Annotated in this window: 10 protein-coding genes; 4 read left to right on the top strand and 6 right to left on the bottom strand. The window is 71.3% G+C overall.

The window, feature by feature from the left end; genetic code table 11:
• Positions 1-264: 264 nt before the first annotated feature.
• The 3 genes from K4G64_RS19855 to K4G64_RS19845 form a co-directional block, all read right to left on the bottom strand.
• The gene (locus tag K4G64_RS19855; protein WP_308122431.1) at positions 265-2,802 is read right to left on the bottom strand and encodes a SpoIIE family protein phosphatase; all 2,538 of its coding nucleotides are present in this window, start codon (positions 2,800-2,802) and stop codon (positions 265-267) included.
• A gap of 97 nt (positions 2,803-2,899) precedes the next feature.
• Positions 2,900-7,171 (bottom strand): HAMP domain-containing protein, encoded by a 4,272-nt coding sequence (locus tag K4G64_RS19850; RefSeq protein WP_221757358.1) that lies wholly within the window; start codon positions 7,169-7,171, stop codon positions 2,900-2,902.
• Between the two features lie 285 nt (positions 7,172-7,456).
• On the bottom strand, positions 7,457-7,861 hold the full coding sequence (locus tag K4G64_RS19845; RefSeq protein ID WP_374206430.1) for an STAS domain-containing protein: 405 nt from the start codon (positions 7,859-7,861) through the stop codon (positions 7,457-7,459).
• 108 nt (positions 7,862-7,969) lie between these two features.
• Here K4G64_RS19845 and K4G64_RS19840 point away from each other — a divergent pair, with 108 nt between their 5' ends.
• Complete coding sequence (locus tag K4G64_RS19840; protein WP_221757363.1) at positions 7,970-8,302, top strand: helix-turn-helix domain-containing protein; 333 nt, start codon at positions 7,970-7,972, stop codon at positions 8,300-8,302.
• A gap of 250 nt (positions 8,303-8,552) precedes the next feature.
• Here K4G64_RS19840 and K4G64_RS19835 read toward each other — a convergent pair whose 3' ends face one another.
• Positions 8,553-8,930, bottom strand: a complete 378-nt coding sequence (locus tag K4G64_RS19835) for a peptidase inhibitor family I36 protein (RefSeq protein WP_221757357.1) — start codon at positions 8,928-8,930, stop codon at positions 8,553-8,555.
• Entirely contained in the window at positions 8,927-9,580 is a 654-nt protein-coding gene (locus tag K4G64_RS19830) for a hypothetical protein (RefSeq protein WP_308122430.1), read from the bottom strand. The genes K4G64_RS19835 and K4G64_RS19830 overlap by 4 nt, the downstream gene beginning before the upstream one ends.
• A gap of 153 nt (positions 9,581-9,733) precedes the next feature.
• Between K4G64_RS19830 and K4G64_RS19825 the strand changes: the two genes are divergently transcribed.
• The gene (locus K4G64_RS19825; protein WP_260460690.1) at positions 9,734-10,834 is read left to right on the top strand and encodes an ABC transporter substrate-binding protein; all 1,101 of its coding nucleotides are present in this window, start codon (positions 9,734-9,736) and stop codon (positions 10,832-10,834) included.
• Positions 10,835-10,905: 71 nt separating this feature from the next.
• The gene (locus K4G64_RS19820) at positions 10,906-11,088 is read left to right on the top strand and encodes a DUF6069 family protein (protein WP_308122429.1); all 183 of its coding nucleotides are present in this window, start codon (positions 10,906-10,908) and stop codon (positions 11,086-11,088) included.
• Between the two features lie 107 nt (positions 11,089-11,195).
• Here K4G64_RS19820 and K4G64_RS19815 read toward each other — a convergent pair whose 3' ends face one another.
• A complete protein-coding gene (locus tag K4G64_RS19815) occupies positions 11,196-12,302 on the bottom strand; it encodes a PP2C family protein-serine/threonine phosphatase (protein WP_221757355.1) in 1,107 nt (368 codons plus the stop codon).
• Positions 12,303-12,502: 200 nt separating this feature from the next.
• Here K4G64_RS19815 and K4G64_RS19810 point away from each other — a divergent pair, with 200 nt between their 5' ends.
• Complete coding sequence (locus tag K4G64_RS19810) at positions 12,503-15,244, top strand: SpoIIE family protein phosphatase (protein ID WP_221757354.1); 2,742 nt, start codon at positions 12,503-12,505, stop codon at positions 15,242-15,244.
• Positions 15,245-15,322: the final 78 nt, after the last annotated feature.

Genomic DNA, 15,322 nt, shown 5'->3' with positions numbered 1-15,322 from the left:
CACGAACCGCTCATGCAGAGCGCCCAGTTCCCCCGCCCACAACCTGACATCAGCAAGGTCCCCACCCATAACCACACCAACGACCGACCTGGCCAGCAGTCACGGCAAGCACCGTTGCAGTACTAGGAGCTATGCCGGCGCTCCGGGGGACGTCCGGTCGAACGACACGACCGCCGACCCCGGAGGCATCGGTTTCATGGACCAGCAGCGGCCCTTCCCCGACGCCGCGTTCAACGCGGCGGCGGACGCCTTCGAGCGGTTGCGTCACCCGACCCGGATGCCCACGATGCACGTGTCGTCGTCCGTGTCCGACTTGCTGTAGGTCAGGAGGCGGTCCAGCTGCTGGTCGAGCGTGCTGGGTGCCGTACGGGCGGTGGTCAGGAGGTGGGTCAGGGACTCCTCCACGGGCCGGTCCCGGCGCTCGACCAGGCCGTCCGTGTACATCAACAGGGTGTCCTCGGGTGCCAGTTGGAGCTCGGTCTCCTCGTACACGACCTCGGGGACGGCCCCCAGCAGCAGGCCCTTGACCAGGGGCAGGGGGGCCGCTTCGCTGTCCCGGACGAGGACGGGCGGGAGGTGTCCGGCCCGGGCCCAGCGCAGCGTCCGCGTGGCCGGGTCGTACAGTCCGCACACCGCGGTCGCGGTGACGGCGCCGGTCAGGTGGTGCGCCACGATGTTGAGCCAGGACAGCAGCTGGCCCGGTCCGGCGCCGGTCACTGCCAGGCCGCGCAGCGCGTTGCGCAGGACGACCATGCTGGTGGCGGCCTCGATGCCGTGCCCGGCCACGTCCCCGACGCACAGCAGCACCTTGCGGGACGGCAGGACGACGGCGTCGTACCAGTCGCCGCCCACCAACTGCTCGGTCTCCGCGGGCCGGTAGCGGACGGCGACCTGGAGGCCGGCGACCTGCAACGGCGCCTGCGTGGGGGGCATGATGGCGTGCTGCAACTGCAGGGTCAGCCGGTTGCGTTCGGTCGCCTGCTGCTCGGTGTGCGCCAGCTGGTCGCGGGTCGCCGCGAGCGCCACCTCGGTCCAGTGCTGGGCCGAGATGTCCTGGCAGGCGCCGCGGACCAGGAGCAGCCGGTCGTCGGTGTCCAGGACCGGTTCGGCGACGATCCGGATGTGCCGGGTCACCCCGTCGGGCCGCTGGAGCCGGAAGGCGGCGGCAGCCGGCCGCTGGTGGTGCAGCAGCGTGCGCAGGAAACGGCGGATGGAGACGCCGTCGTCCGGGTGGGCATGGGCTGGCAGCTGCTCCAAGGGCACCGGGGTGCTCGTCTGCGGGCGTCCGTAGAGGTCGAAGAGCTGCCCGTTCCAGGTGATCTCACCGGTGAGCACGTTCTCCTCGAATCCGCCGATGCGGCCGAGCCGTTGGGCGTGCTGGAGCAGGCTGGCCAGGCGCGCCATCTCGTCCTCGATGCGCCAGATGAGGAGGACGGACATGCCGTGGCGGCTGATGCTGATGTCCGCGACCGCCGAGAGGGGCACCTGGTCGACGAGGGCGGTGAGGTTCATCCGGCGGGCCCGGAAGGGCTCCCCGGTGGCGTAGACCCGCTCGACGCGCTGGAACAGCTCGCTGTCCCCCGCGGCCATGGGATAGGCCTCCAGGAGCAGGGCGCCGTTCACGACCGCCCGCGGCCTGCCCGCCGGGTCGAGGAACCGGCCGTTCACGTGCTGGATGCGGAAGTCGACCAGGTGCCCGTCGCCGTCGAGGTGCGGCACGAGGACGAGGGCGGGGTCGTGCAGTCCGTCGGCCAGGTCCATCAGCTCGGCGGCGTCCGGCAGGACGCGCGGCTCCTGGGCCGCCCCCTGGGGCGGGGTGTGCATCTCCAGCGTGTGGGCGCACAGTTCGGCCAGCGCCTCCACCTGGCGGACGATCTGCGGGGGCTGCGGGGCGAGCGGCTCCGGCCAGGCGATCTCCAGCACGCCGTGGATGCGGCCTCCGGTGCCGGCGGGCAGGGCGACCCGGCCGCCGTCCGGGTGGTGGTGCAGTCCGATGGTGGGCAGCCCGGTCACGCCGAGGGTGGTGATCCAGTGCCCCTCGCGCTCGGTCAGGCCCCGCCGCGCCACGGTCACCACGTCCGGCGGGACGTAACGCCAGCGCGCGGCTTCGGCCGGTGAGAAACCGGCGCTGCCCGCCAGGGTGAGCGAACCGTCGGCGCCCGCAGCCCATATGGCCACGGCCACCGCGCCGAGGGGGCGCAGCGCCTGCTCCAGCAGGGCGTCGGCGACGGCCTGGGCGTCGTCCGCGGCCAGGACGCCGCTCTCCGCCGCGCGCAGGCGTACGGCGGCCGATTCGGTCTCGGCCTCGTCGGTGGCCCGGGTGGCGGCGAGGAAGGCGTCCGTGACCTCGGACATCCGGTCCCGGGCGGCCTGGTTGATGACATCGACGGCGAGTTCCAGGGGGGTGACCTGGGCCTGCTCGGCCAACTGGGCGAGCTGCCGGGCGGCCTGGGCCGGTCCGCACTTCAGCCGCTCGACCAGGACACCCTTGGCTAGCTCGATCAGGGCACGCCCCTCGGCCTCGGCCTGGGCGGCCCGCACCTCCCGGCTGAGCCGCTCCACGGTGGCGGCGAGCCGGCCCACCGGGGACGCGGTGGAGAGGTTCTCGAGGTCGGCGGGCGGGGCGTCCGGGGACTCCGACGGCTCCTCGGAAGCCGGATCGTCCTCATCGGAGGCCTTCGGCTCCCCCTCGGCGCTCAGGGACAACGCGTCGGACGGCGGAGCGGACTCCGGGCCGGCGGCCGAGCCGTGCTTCGGCTCACCGACGCGGCCCGGTTCGCGTGGCTGCTCGGACATGCTCACGATGTGGAGGCTCCTCGGCTGGAGTGCCCTGGGGCGCGGGACGACGACGGCTGCGGGGCGCCCGGCCCGCCGGTGCGGGGGCCGGACGCCGGTGTGCTCATGCTGGCAGCCAGCGGCGGACGCAGGCCATGAGGTCGCGCGTGTCGACGGGCTTGGTGACGTAGTCGCTGGCACCCGAGGCGAGGCTCTTGTCCCGGTCGCCCGGCATCGCCTTCGCCGTGACGGCGATGATGGGCAGATCGGCGTACTGCGGCATCCGGCGGATCTCGGCCGTCGCGGTGTAGCCGTCCATCTCGGGCATCATCACATCCATCAGCACGATGGCGACGTCCGGGTTGTTCATCAGAGTCTCGATACCTCTGCGCCCGTTCTCCGCGTGCAGGACACGGAAGCCATGCATCTCCAGGATCCCGCTCAGCGCGAAGAGGTTGCGCGCGTCGTCGTCGACGACGAGGACGGTACGGCCCGCCGTCGCGTCGTCGACGGAGGGCGGCGCCATGTGCTGCGGCCCTTCGGTCCGCACCAGGGAGAGCACGTCCCCGGGTTCCTCGGCGGACAGGTGCAGGGCGATGCGCTCGCGAAGTTCGTCGAGGCTGGACAGCAACTCCAGTGCGCCGCCCTCGGATCGGGAGCGCAGCGTCTCGTTCATGGGGACGTCCCCGGGGTGGCTGCTGTGCACCAGCACCGGCACGCTCGTCAGTGCCGAGTCGCCTTCCAGGGCCTGGAGGAAGCGGGACGCCTCGTCGTCAGGCATGCCCAGTTCCAGGACGACGCAGTGGCACGGCTCGGACGCGAGGGCACCGGCCGCCTCGTGTGCGCCGACGGCGGTGATGATGTCGACCGCGGGCCGCTGAGCGCCGTCGGCGCGGCCGTGCGTCAGGTCGGCGACCACGCTTTCCGCGACGAGGGTCAGCAGACCGCGCGAGCGCTCCTCGACGACGAGCAGGCGCCGGGGCCGGGGGCCGGGTCCGATCTGGGGCACCGGCACCGAACCGGCCAGCCCCTGCGGCACGGGTTCGGCCGAGGCCCGCTCCAGGGGCCTGCCGTGGCTGAGCAGTTCCTCGAAGTCGGGGCGGGCCACGGGCAGGAAGAGCGTGAACGTGCTGCCCTGGCCGGGTGTGCTGTGCACCGACACGGCGCCGCCGAGCAGTTGGGCGATCTCGCGGGTGATGGACAGGCCGAGGCCCGTTCCGCCGTACTTGCGGCTCGTCGTGCCGTCCGCCTGCTGGAACGCGCCGAAGATCGTCTCCAGGTGCTGCTCGGGAATGCCGATGCCGGTGTCCTTGACGCGGAAGGCCACCACGGCGGCGCCCCGGACCACGCCCGCGGGCACCTCTTCGTCCGACGCGGGCTCGATGCTCAGCTCCACACCGCCCTGCTCGGTGAACTTCACGGCGTTCGACAGGAGGTTGCGCAGCACCTGGCGCAGCCGGGAGTCGTCGGTGAGCACGTCCGCGGGCGCGCCCGGGGCGGTGGTCACCGTGAAGTCCAGGCTCTTCTGTGTCGTCATGGGCCGGAAGGTGGCCTCGACGTACTCGATGAGCTGCCGCAGTGTCACCCGCTCGGGCGTGACGTCCATCTTTCCGGCCTCGACCTTCGACAGGTCGAGGATGTCGTTGATCAGCTGGAGCAGATCGGAACCTGCGGAGTGGATGATCTGCGCGTACTCGACCTGCTTGGGCGTGAGGTTGCGCGAGGGGTTCTGTGCGAGCAACTGGGCCAGGATGAGCAGGCTGTTGAGCGGGGTGCGCAGTTCGTGGCTCATGTTGGCCAGGAACTCCGACTTGTACTTCGAGGCCAGCGAGAGCTGCTGGGCGCGGGTCTCCAGTTCCTGGCGGGCCTGCTCGATCTGCAGGTTCTTCGCCTCGATGTCCCGGTTCTGCGCCACCAGCAGCGAGGCCTTCTCCTCCAGTTCCGCGTTGGAGCGCTGCAGTTCCTCCTGCTGTACCTGCAACTCCGTGGAGCGGGCCTGGAGTTCGACCGTGAGGCGCTGGGACTCGACCAGCAGCTCGTCGGTGCGGGCGTTGGCCACGATGGTGTTGACGTTGACGCCGATGGTCTCCATCAGCTGGGCGAGGAAGTCCCGGTGGGTCTGGGTGAAGGGCGTGACCGACGCCAGCTCGATGACGCCGAGGACCTGGCCCTCGACGGCGATGGGCAGCAGCACCAGCGCGGTCGGCACCACCTGGCCGAGGCCCGAGGAGATGGTCACGTAGCCGTCCGGCAGGTCTTCCACGACGATGGTGCGCCGGCTGCGCGCGGCCTGGCCGACCAGCGTCCGGCCGAAAGCGATGCGGGAGGGACGGCTGCTCTCCTCGGGGTAACCGTAGGAGCCGACGAGCCGCAGTTCGGGCCCCTCGTCGCCGTCCTCGGCGAGGTAGAAGGCCCCGTACTGGGCCGACACCAGCGGGACGAGCTCGTCCATGATCAGCTCGGCGACCACGGGCAGGTCGCGGTGGCCCTGCATCAGGCTCGAGATCCGGGCCAGGTTCGTCTTGAGCCAGTCCTGCTCCTGGTTGGCCCGGGTGGTCTCGCGCAGGGACTCCACCATCGAGTTGATGTTGTCCTTCAGCTCGGCGACCTCGCCGGACGCCTCCACGTTGATCGACCGGGTCAGGTCGCCCTCGGCGACGGCACTGGTGACCTCGGCGATGGCCCTCACCTGACGGGTCAGGTTGCCCGCCAGTTCGTTGACGTTCTCCGTCAGGCGCTTCCAGGTGCCGGAGACGCCCTCGACCTCGGCCTGCCCGCCGAGGCGCCCCTCGGTGCCGACCTCGCGGGCGACTCGGGTGACCTCGTCGGCGAACGCGGACAGCTGGTCGACCATCGTGTTGATCGTCGTCTTGAGTTCGAGGATCTCGCCGCGGGCGTCCACGTCGATCTTCTTCGACAGGTCGCCCCTGGCCACCGCGGTCGTCACCAGCGCGATGTTGCGCACCTGGCCGGTGAGGTTGTTGGCCATGGAGTTGACGTTGTCGGTGAGGTCCTTCCAGGTGCCGGCGACGTTCGGCACGTGCGCCTGGCCGCCGAGACGTCCTTCGGTGCCGACCTCGCGGGCGACTCGGGTGACCTCGTCGGCGAACGCGGACAGCGTGTCGACCATCGTGTTGATGACCTCGGCCAGCGCGGCGACCTCGCCGGCGGCCTCGACGGTGATCCGCTGCGACAGGTCGCCGCGCGCCACGGCGGTGGCGACCTGGGCGATGGAGCGGACCTGGCCGGTGAGGTTGGACGCCATCACGTTGACGTTGTCGGTGAGGTCCTTCCAGGTGCCCGACACCCCGCGCACCTGGGCCTGTCCGCCCAGGCGCCCCTCGGTGCCGACCTCGCGGGCGACTCGGGTGACCTCGTCGGCGAACGCGGAGAGCTGGTCGACCATCGTGTTGATGGTGCTCTTCAGCTCCAGGATCTCGCCCCGCGCGTCCACGGTGATCTTCTGCGACAGGTCGCCCTTGGCGACCGCCGTGGCCACCAGCGCGATGTTGCGGACCTGGCCGGTGAGGTTGCCGGCCATGAAGTTCACGGAGTCGGTGAGGTCGCGCCAGGTGCCCTTGACGCCCTTGACGTCGGCCTGGCCGCCGAGGCGTCCCTCGGTGCCGACCTCGCGGGCGACTCGGGTGACCTCGTCGGCGAATGCCGAGAGCTGGTCGACCATCGTGTTGATGGTGCTCTTCAGCTCCAGGATCTCGCCCCGCGCGTCCACGGTGATCTTCTGCGACAGGTCGCCCTCCGCGACCGCCGTGGTCACCTGGGCGATGGAGCGGACCTGGCTGGTGAGGTTGCCCGCCATGTGGTTCACGGAGTCGGTCAGATCGCGCCAGACGCCGGCCACGCCGGGCACCTGCGCCTGGCCGCCGAGCCGTCCCTCGCTGCCGACCTCGCGGGCGACACGCGTGACCTCGTCGGCGAACGCGGACAGCTGGTCGACCATCGTGTTGACGGTCTCCTTCAGCTGGAGGATCTCGCCGCGGGCGGGCACGTCGATCTTCTGCGAGAGGTCGCCCTTGGCCACCGCCGTGGCCACCTGGGCGATGTCGCGGACCTGGGTGGTCAGGTTGCCCGCCATGGCGTTGACCGAGTCGGTCAGGTCGGCCCAGGTGCCCGAGACGCCCGGCACCTCCGCCTGCCCGCCGAGCGTGCCCTCGGTACCGACCTCGCGGGCCACCCGGGTGACCTCGGAGGTGAACACGGAGAGCTGGTCGACCATGCCGTTGAAGACCGTGGCGATGTCGCCCATGAGGCCGTCGGCGTCGTCCGGCAGCCGGGTACCGAAGTCCCCGTCGCGTACGGCGGTCAGGCCGGCCAGCAGCCGCCGCAACTCCTGGTCGCCCGGCACCGCATCGACGACCCCAGTGCTGTCGCTGGTCATGGCACCCTCGTTCCGCTCCCCAAGAGCCCTCGAAGGCCGAGGACTCGGAACCCCCCGGGCCGATGCGCGGCCCGGTTGTCGTGCATGTGTTTCCACGCTCACAGATGTGAATCCTGTGTGGAAATACGCCGCAGGTTAACCCACGTTTCAGGCCCTGAACAAAGCAGGAGCCGTCCTCCCCGGCCGAACACCGGGTGCCACGTCACCGGCCGTTCCGACAGGCCGGGACACCGCCCCGCTCCGACGCGGAAGCCCCTTCTCCGAACCCGCCCCGCGAAGGGCGGCTCAGGAGACGGCGGCTTCGTCCACCGAGGTCCTCGTCTCCAGGACGCCGTCGACTCCGGTGATCTCGCAGAGCCGCTGGAGCTGAGGGGACGGCGCGACCACGCGCAGGGTGCCCGACTGGTGGGTGAGGATCAGCAGATTGAGCAGCGTCGAGTCGGCGAAGGTGATGCCGGAGGCGTCCAGGATGACCTTCGGACACTTCCTGATCGCGACCCCCAGGGCTTCCGACAATGGCGCGATCGAGTCCATGTCGTAGGAGCCGCGAGCGACGACGACCCAGGACCCGAGCCATTCGTACTGCAGCACCGCGGCCCCTTCGGGGCCATGCGTGGCGGCCTGCTGGGGCAGCAGCCCGGCACGGGTGTCACGCGTCAGCGCCGGCACACCGGCCTCGTCCCAGGGCACGTTCGGGCTCCTTCTCCGGACACTCCCCGACGGGAGCACGTCATCAGTTGCATGAAAAGTATGTCACGTATCTACGTTCCGGCAATGGTGCCCCCTAAAATGCTGCGCATGGTAGGAGTGCCCGAGTCCCACACCGGATGGACGTTCATCACCAGCCACGCGCGCGTACTGGCAGCGATCGCCGACAACCCGAACGCGCGCATCCGTGACATCGCCGCCCGTTGCCGACTCACGGAACGGGCCGTCTCGCGGATCATCTCGGACCTGGAGCAGGACGGTTACCTCTCCCACACCCGGGACGGGCGCACGAACACCTACCGCATCGAGCCGGACAAGGTGCTGCGCCACCCGGCCGAGGCCGGCCTCTCCGTGGCCGCCCTGCTCTCCCTGCTCGTCCAGGACGAGACCGACAGGGTCATCAGGAAGCCCGTCGCCCCTTAGCGGCGAGGCGTTCCTCAAGGCCGTGGAGCAGGGGAAGGCCCGCTCCATCGGTTTCAGCGAGTGGACGCGGGCAGATCCGGGCCGGGGTCGACATCGCCGGCAGGCCCTGACAGCCCGTTCCGGAGGGCAGCCGCTTCGCCTCGGCGTACATGGCGGTGTCCAGGACCTCGTCTGCGGCGACGCGACCCTCGAAGCAGCCGAAGCCCCTGCCGGACGAGCGTCGGGCAGGGGCTTCGGGCGCGTACCAGTGTCAGCAGCTCATGGCCCAGGTGTGGGAGTCACCCCGGTCGTTGGCGACTCCGTTGTAGTTGACCTCCTGGCCGGGGGTGAGGCAGATCGTCATCTGCCCGCCCTGACCGGCGCCGGAGTAGACCTTGACGTGGTCCTTGATACCGGGCCCGGAGATCCCGTGGTTGGCCCAGGAGGAGTCTGCGTCCGCGATCCAGCTCTCCCACCAGCCGTCATCGCCGGACCAGTTGGCGCGCTGACCGGAGAAGTCGGCGTTCTCCCAGACGCAGAACTCACCGCTCGGGCAGTCGGCGGCACTCGCCGTGCCGGCGGTGGTGAGAGCGCCGGTGAAGAGGAGGAACACCGCTGCGAAGGCGTGGAACAGCCTGCTTTTCGTCATGACGGGGCGGGACCTTCCTGAGAGGGGGACGGCCGCCCGGCGAGCAGCCGGGCCGCGCGGTGCAGTGCGCGGTCGCGCAACTGGTCGTACGTGGCGATGTCCTCGCGGTGTGCGGCACGGACCTCGGCGAGCCGGGCCGGCTCCAACCGGGCGCGCACGTCGTCGAGTCCGCTCTCCCGCGCACAGCGGGTGTCCTTGTCGGGACAGGCGGCCCGGCGCGCGAGCGCTGCCCGGTACCGGGGGTCGTCCTCGAGGCGGGCCTGCGCTTCGGGGCACAGGTTGTTGACCGTGGCCTCGGCACGGAACCAGCGGGCCTGGTCGCCGTAGAGGTGGCGGTGCGCCTGCGCCAGGCAACCGTCCGTGTGCGTACGGACGGTGTACCCGGTGGCGAGGGTGACTTCCAGTTCGGCCGGGTCCGTCCCGAAGAGCGCGTCCTCCTGCGAGGCGGACTGCCCCGCGGCGCCCCGGCCGGTCATGCACCGGTCCACCAGCACCTGCTGTGCCGCCTTGATCAGCTCGCTGCGCCCCTGCTCCGACGTCGGCAACGTCGGCTGCGACGGCCCGGAACAGCCCCCGGCCAGCAGCACCGTGAGTACGGCGGCCACCATCGTCCTGCCCGCGACGCGGGCCCAAGCAGCGCTCGTCTCCACGCCACTTGGAACGATCAAGAACATGCGCAGGACACGGCGCATGACCAGGAAGGACGACGGCTCGGCGCACGGATATCCGGTTGCCTGTCGGCGGCGGGCGTGGATGCAATGACCGGCATGGTCGAAGAGCTGCGTCCCCCCGGGCGAGACGACATGACGGCGTACGCGGCGAAGCGGACCGGCGGAGCAGCCGTCCGGATCGGCGCTCTCGCTCCGCTGACCCGGCCCGGGTGGGTCCAGGCGGGCCAACACCTGCTCGCCGGGATGGAGTTGGCCGTCAGCGAAGTCAACGACGCCGGCGGGGTCGCCGGGAGGCCTCTGGAGCTGGTGGTCCGGGACACCGCCGCCGATCCGCGGCGGGCCGAGGCGGCCGTGGAGGAACTGGCCGGTCTGGGCGTGGCGGCGCTGACGGGCGAGTATCACAGCGTGGTCGCTCGCGCGGCTGCCGCCAGGGCGCACGCGCTGGGTCTGCCGTACCTCTGCTCGTCAGCGGTTCTCGACGCGCTCACGGAGCGGCCGACTGACCAGGTCGCGCGTCTGTCCCCGCCGCAGTCCCGCGGCTGGCGGGTCTACGCGGACTTCCTCCTCGGCGCGGGCCGGGACCGGATCGCCGTGGCGGCCGAGCCGAGTGTCTACTGGGCGGCCGGGGCCCGCATTCTGCGGGAGTACGTCGCTCCACGCGGCGGCACCGTCGTCGAACTCGACGCGCGCGGTCTCGCCCCCGCGGCCCTGTGCGACGAACTGGCAGGCCACCGTGCGACGGCCCTCCTTCTCCTGGTCGGCCATCCGGAACCGGCGGTGCCGATCGTGTGGTCGGTCCGCCGGGACCCCCGCCTCGCCGAGGTCATGATCGGCGCTCCGGCCGGGCAGCCGGAGTTCGCCGACTGGGCGACGCTGCTCGGCGACGAGGGCGCCGGGGTCCCCTTCCTCCGCTACCTGCCCGAGCGGCTCGGCCCCCTCGGCGCCCGCGTCGGGACGGCCCTGCGCGAGCGGCTGACGGAAGAGCCCTCCTTCGTCGCCTTCGAGGGGTACGACACGGTCGCGGCCCTGGCAGACGCGCTGCGTGCCGGCGGCGTGGACCGGGCGAGCCCGGCCGTCGACTGGTCACGCGTCGCCGTCGAGGGCACCCGTGGGGGCATTCGCTTCTCGCGCACGCCGGAGACCGGTATGTGGCAGTGGGCCAGTGCGCCGATCCAGGTCGTCGATCGAGATCCGTCGGAGCCCGGGCGTTTCCGGGTCCTTCACGGTGTCTGAGGTCCGGTGGGTGTGGGCACCGGCTGCGGATCGCCGACGGCGAGCAGACGCTCGACATCGGTGCCGTACCCGTGGCGGTCGTCGCAGTGTTCGCATCGCTCTCCGGCTGGAGGCTGCTCGCCGCCCCGGAGCGGTTCGCAGCGGGGCGCGCCCCCGCCATCTGGACCGGGGTGGCGGTCGCCGTACTGGCCGTGTCCTTCTTGCCCCTCCTCGGCGCGGCATGGACGGCGGCACCCGGGTCTCCCTCGCCCTGATGCACATGGCCGTGGCGGCGGTGCTGATCCCGGGGCTGGGCGGCAGGCTCCCCGGGACGGCAGCTGGAGCGGCCGGCGGGTGACCGCCGGCACCGCGGCCTCCACGCCTACGACTCCCGAACCCCCACGTCGAAGCGCCTCAGCGCGAGGACCGCGATGTCGTCGTCGCGTCTTCCGCCGCTGTGGAGCAGCAGGTCCCGGTGCAGCCGGTCGAGCAGTTCGCGGGGCTGCTCGTGACCCTGACGCCGCATCCAGTTCGGCAGTGGGAAGAACAGGCCGGCGTGGTCGCGGGCCTCCGATACGCCGTCCGTGTAGAGAAGCAGCCGGTCGCCCGGGGCGAAGGCGACCGTGTCGACCCAGTAGCGGTCACCGATGAGCTCTGCGAGGTTGAGGGGCGGGGAGGGGACGGTGGGATCCAGCACGCGGACCTTCCCGCGGTGGGCGATCAGCGGCGGTGGATGTCCGCAGTTGAGAATGCGCAGGTAGTCGCCGTCGGGCGGGATCTCGGCGAGGAGAGCGGTGGCGAAGTGCTCGGGCTGGTCCTGGGTGGGAAACACCGCGCTGTGGCGCGTGACGGTGGCCTCCAGGCGGTGCACGATGCCCCGCAGGTCGGGCTCGTCGTACGCCGCCTCCCTGAAGCTGCCGATCACCGCCGAGGCCACCCCCACCGCGGACAGGCCCTTGCCCCGTACGTCGCCGATGAGCAGCCGGACCCCGTGCGGTGTATCGATCGCCTCATAGAAGTCGCCGCCGATCCGCGCCTGCTCCTGGGCGGCCAGATACAGCGACTCGATCTCGAGGTCGCCGATGCGGCGGGGCAGCGGGCGCAGCAGGACCTTCTGGGCCGCGTCGGCGACGAGCCGGAGCTGGAAGAGCACTTCCTCCCGCTGGAGTCGGACATGGCTCCCGTACGCGGCCGCCAGGGTGACGGCGACGATGGCGGCCGCCGTGTACTGCGTTCCCAGATCGGTGTAGAAGAGGCTGAGGACCGCCATCAGCACCAGACAGAACGCCCCCAACAGCAGCGTCGGAATCACCGGCCACATCGCCGCTGCCAGCGCCGGCGCGGCGGGCAGCAGGCGGCTGAAGGCGATCTCCCGGGGCGTGGAGAACGCCAGCACGGCGATGACGACGGTCAGGACCACGGGTGACAGCCGGGCGGCATCCCATCGGCCGCTGTAGGCGGGGCGACGGCGCCTCAGCCGTGCAGACATGATCACAAAGGCATGATATCTACCAAAACGGGCAGCGGGCGCGGAGAGAATCATGCGCCGCATGCTCTGCGGCGGACGGCCCTGCCCTATGGAGCCGGGGCCCGCAGCAGGGCCACCCGGCCCCCGCGGACTCTCCAGGCAGACCGGCGAGGATCATGCCGAGCCTGGCCGGTCGGGATCACCAGTGTTAGAAAGGTCGCATGGCGAATCGCTTCGCCCGCCCTCGACACCTCTCGGTCAAGCGCGTGATCAGCAAGACCACGCGGAGCGTGGCCGGGCAGGTGTTGATCTTCCAGGTGGCTCTCGTGGTACTGCTCGTGGCCTGCGGCGTGTTCGCTCTCATCCTGCAGTCGGATCGGGACTCCGCCGCCGAGGCCAGGCGCCGCTCCACAGCCGTGGCGCAGACCTTCGCGCACTCACCAGGCGTTCTGGCGGCCTTGCGGACCCCGGACCCGAGCAAGATTCTCCAGCCGCTCACCGAGGAGGCCCGCCGGGCCGCCGGTGTCGACTTCATCGTGGTCATGGACACCAACGGCATCCGGTACACGCACCCTCTGCCGGACCGCATCGGAAAGCAGTTCGTGGGGGAGATCGGACCGTCGCTGGCGGGCAAGGTCTTCGTGGAGAGCGTCGACGGCCCGCTCGGGCGCGAAGTGCAGTCCACGGTACCGATCGAGAACGCCCGCGACGAGGTGGTGGCCCTCGTCTCGGCGGGGATGAAGGTCAAGAACGTCGAAAGCCAGTTGAACCGGCAACTGCCGATCATCCTGGGCGCCGGGGCAGGAGCGCTCGCGTTGTCCACCGGTGTGACGGCACTGGTGGGCAGGCGGCTGCGACGGCAGACGCACAGCCTGGCCCCGGACGAGATGACCCTGATGTACGAACACCACGACACGGTGCTCCACTCCGTCCGGGAAGGGGTCCTGATCGTGTCCGCCGACGGGCGGCTCATGCTGGCGAACGACGAGGCCAGGCGGCTGCTGGAGCTGCCCCCGGACGCGGAGGGACGGCTCGTGTCGGAACTGCCGGGCCTCGATCCCGACACACGGGCGCTGCTCGCCTCCGGCCGCGAGGCCACCGACGAGGTGCACCTCGCGGGAGAGCGGCTGCTCGCGGTCAACCAGCGGCCCACGGAGCACCGGGGAGGCCCCACGGGAACCGTGGTGACGCTGCGCGACTCCACCGAGCTGCAGGCGGTGACCGGCAGGGCCGAGGTGGCACGGGAGCGGCTCAGATTGCTCTACGACGCCGGGCTCCACATCGGTACCACCCTGGACGTGCTGCGCACCGCCGCCGAGCTGGCACGGGTCCCCATCCCCCGCTTCGCGGACTTCGTCACCGTGGACCTGGCCGACACCGTCCTGCACGGCGATGAGCCGGCCCCCACGGCGACGGACATGCGACGCGCGGCCGTGTGCGGCATCCGGGAGGACCACCCGCTCTCCGCACAGGGCCGGCTCTTCGACTACGTTCCCTCCACTCCCCAGGCGCGCGGCTACGGCAGCGGCCACTCGCAGCTGGTGACCGATCTGGCGACCGCCTCGGGCTGGCGGCTGCAGGACCCGGAGCGTGCCCAGGCGATCATCGACTACGGCATCCATTCGCTCATCACCGCGCCGATCCAGGCCCGTGGCGTCGTGCTGGGCATGGCCAGCTTCTGGCGTGGGCGGCAGCACGAGCCGTTCAACGAGGAGGACCTGTCGGTGGCGGAGGAGCTGGTGGCCCGTGCCGCGATCAGCATCGACAACGCCCGCCGCTACACCCGCGAGCACGCCTTGGCCGTCACCCTCCAGCAGAGCCTGCTGCCGCAGGCGATGCCCGAGCAGAACGCCCTCGACATCGCCTACCGCTACCTCCCCGCCCAGGCGGGCGTGGGCGGGGACTGGTTCGACGTGATTCCCATGCCGGGGAGCCGGGTGGCCCTGGCCGTCGGCGATGTGGTCGGCCACGGCCTGCACGCCGCCGCCACGATGGGACGGCTGCGCACCGCGGTCCACAACTTCTCCGCGCTCGATCTGCCCCCCGACGAGCTGCTGAGCCATCTGGACGACCTCGTCGGGAAGATCGACCAGAACGAGACGGCGGAGACTGCCGCGGGTGTCGTGGGCGCCACCTGCCTGTACGGGATCTACGACCCCGTGACGCGTCGCTACGTCGTGGCGCGTGCGGGGCATCTGGTGCCCGCGCTGGTCCACCCCGACGGGTCCGTCACCTTCCCGGACGTGCCGGCCGGTCCGCCGCTGGGCCTCGGCGGCATGCCGTTCCAGACCGCGGAGCTGTGCCTCGCGGAGGGGACTCAGCTCGTCCTGTACACCGACGGCCTCATCGAGGACCGCCGGCGCGACCTGGACGTGGGGATGGAACTGCTGCGCGATGCGCTGACGGGCCACCCCGGCCGGCCGCCCGAGGAGACCTGCCAGGACGTGCTGGACCACCTGCTCCCCGGTCGCCCCAAGGACGACGTCGCCCTGCTCGTCGCCCGCACGCGGCAACTGCCGCCCGACCGGGTGGCCGACTGGGACGTACCGCCGGATCCGGCCGCCGTCTCCGGCATGCGCGAGGCAGTGTCGCAACGGCTCGAGGCGTGGGGACTGTCGGAGTTCGGCTTCGCCATGGAACTCATCCTGAGCGAGCTCATCACCAACGCCATCCGCTACGGAGCCGGGCCGATCCACGTCCGGCTGATCCGCGACCGCACGCTGATCTGCGAGGTGGCCGACGGCAGCAGCACTTCACCGCATCTGCGCTACGCCGCGACGACCGACGAAGGAGGCCGGGGTCTGTTCCTGGTGTCGCAGATGGCCGAGCGCTGGGGCACCCGGTACACCCCGCAGGGCAAGGTGATCTGGGCCGAACAGGCTCTGCCGGAGCCCTTGCGGCAGACCACCCCGGGTCCGGCCGACGCGGACACGCCCCTGGAGGGCGAGGTGGCCGACCCCTGATTCAGGCCGGCCTCGGCATCGACGCCGGCCCGGACATCCACAGCACCCTGTCCGGCGGGCGTGAGTGAGTCACGTCGC

It is taken from the genome of Streptomyces sp. WAC04114 (assembly GCF_019733245.1).
GTDB lineage: Bacteria > Actinomycetota > Actinomycetes > Streptomycetales > Streptomycetaceae > Streptomyces > Streptomyces massasporeus_A.
Note: the sequence above shows the minus strand (reverse complement) of the source record. Positions and strands in the feature narration are given on the sequence as shown.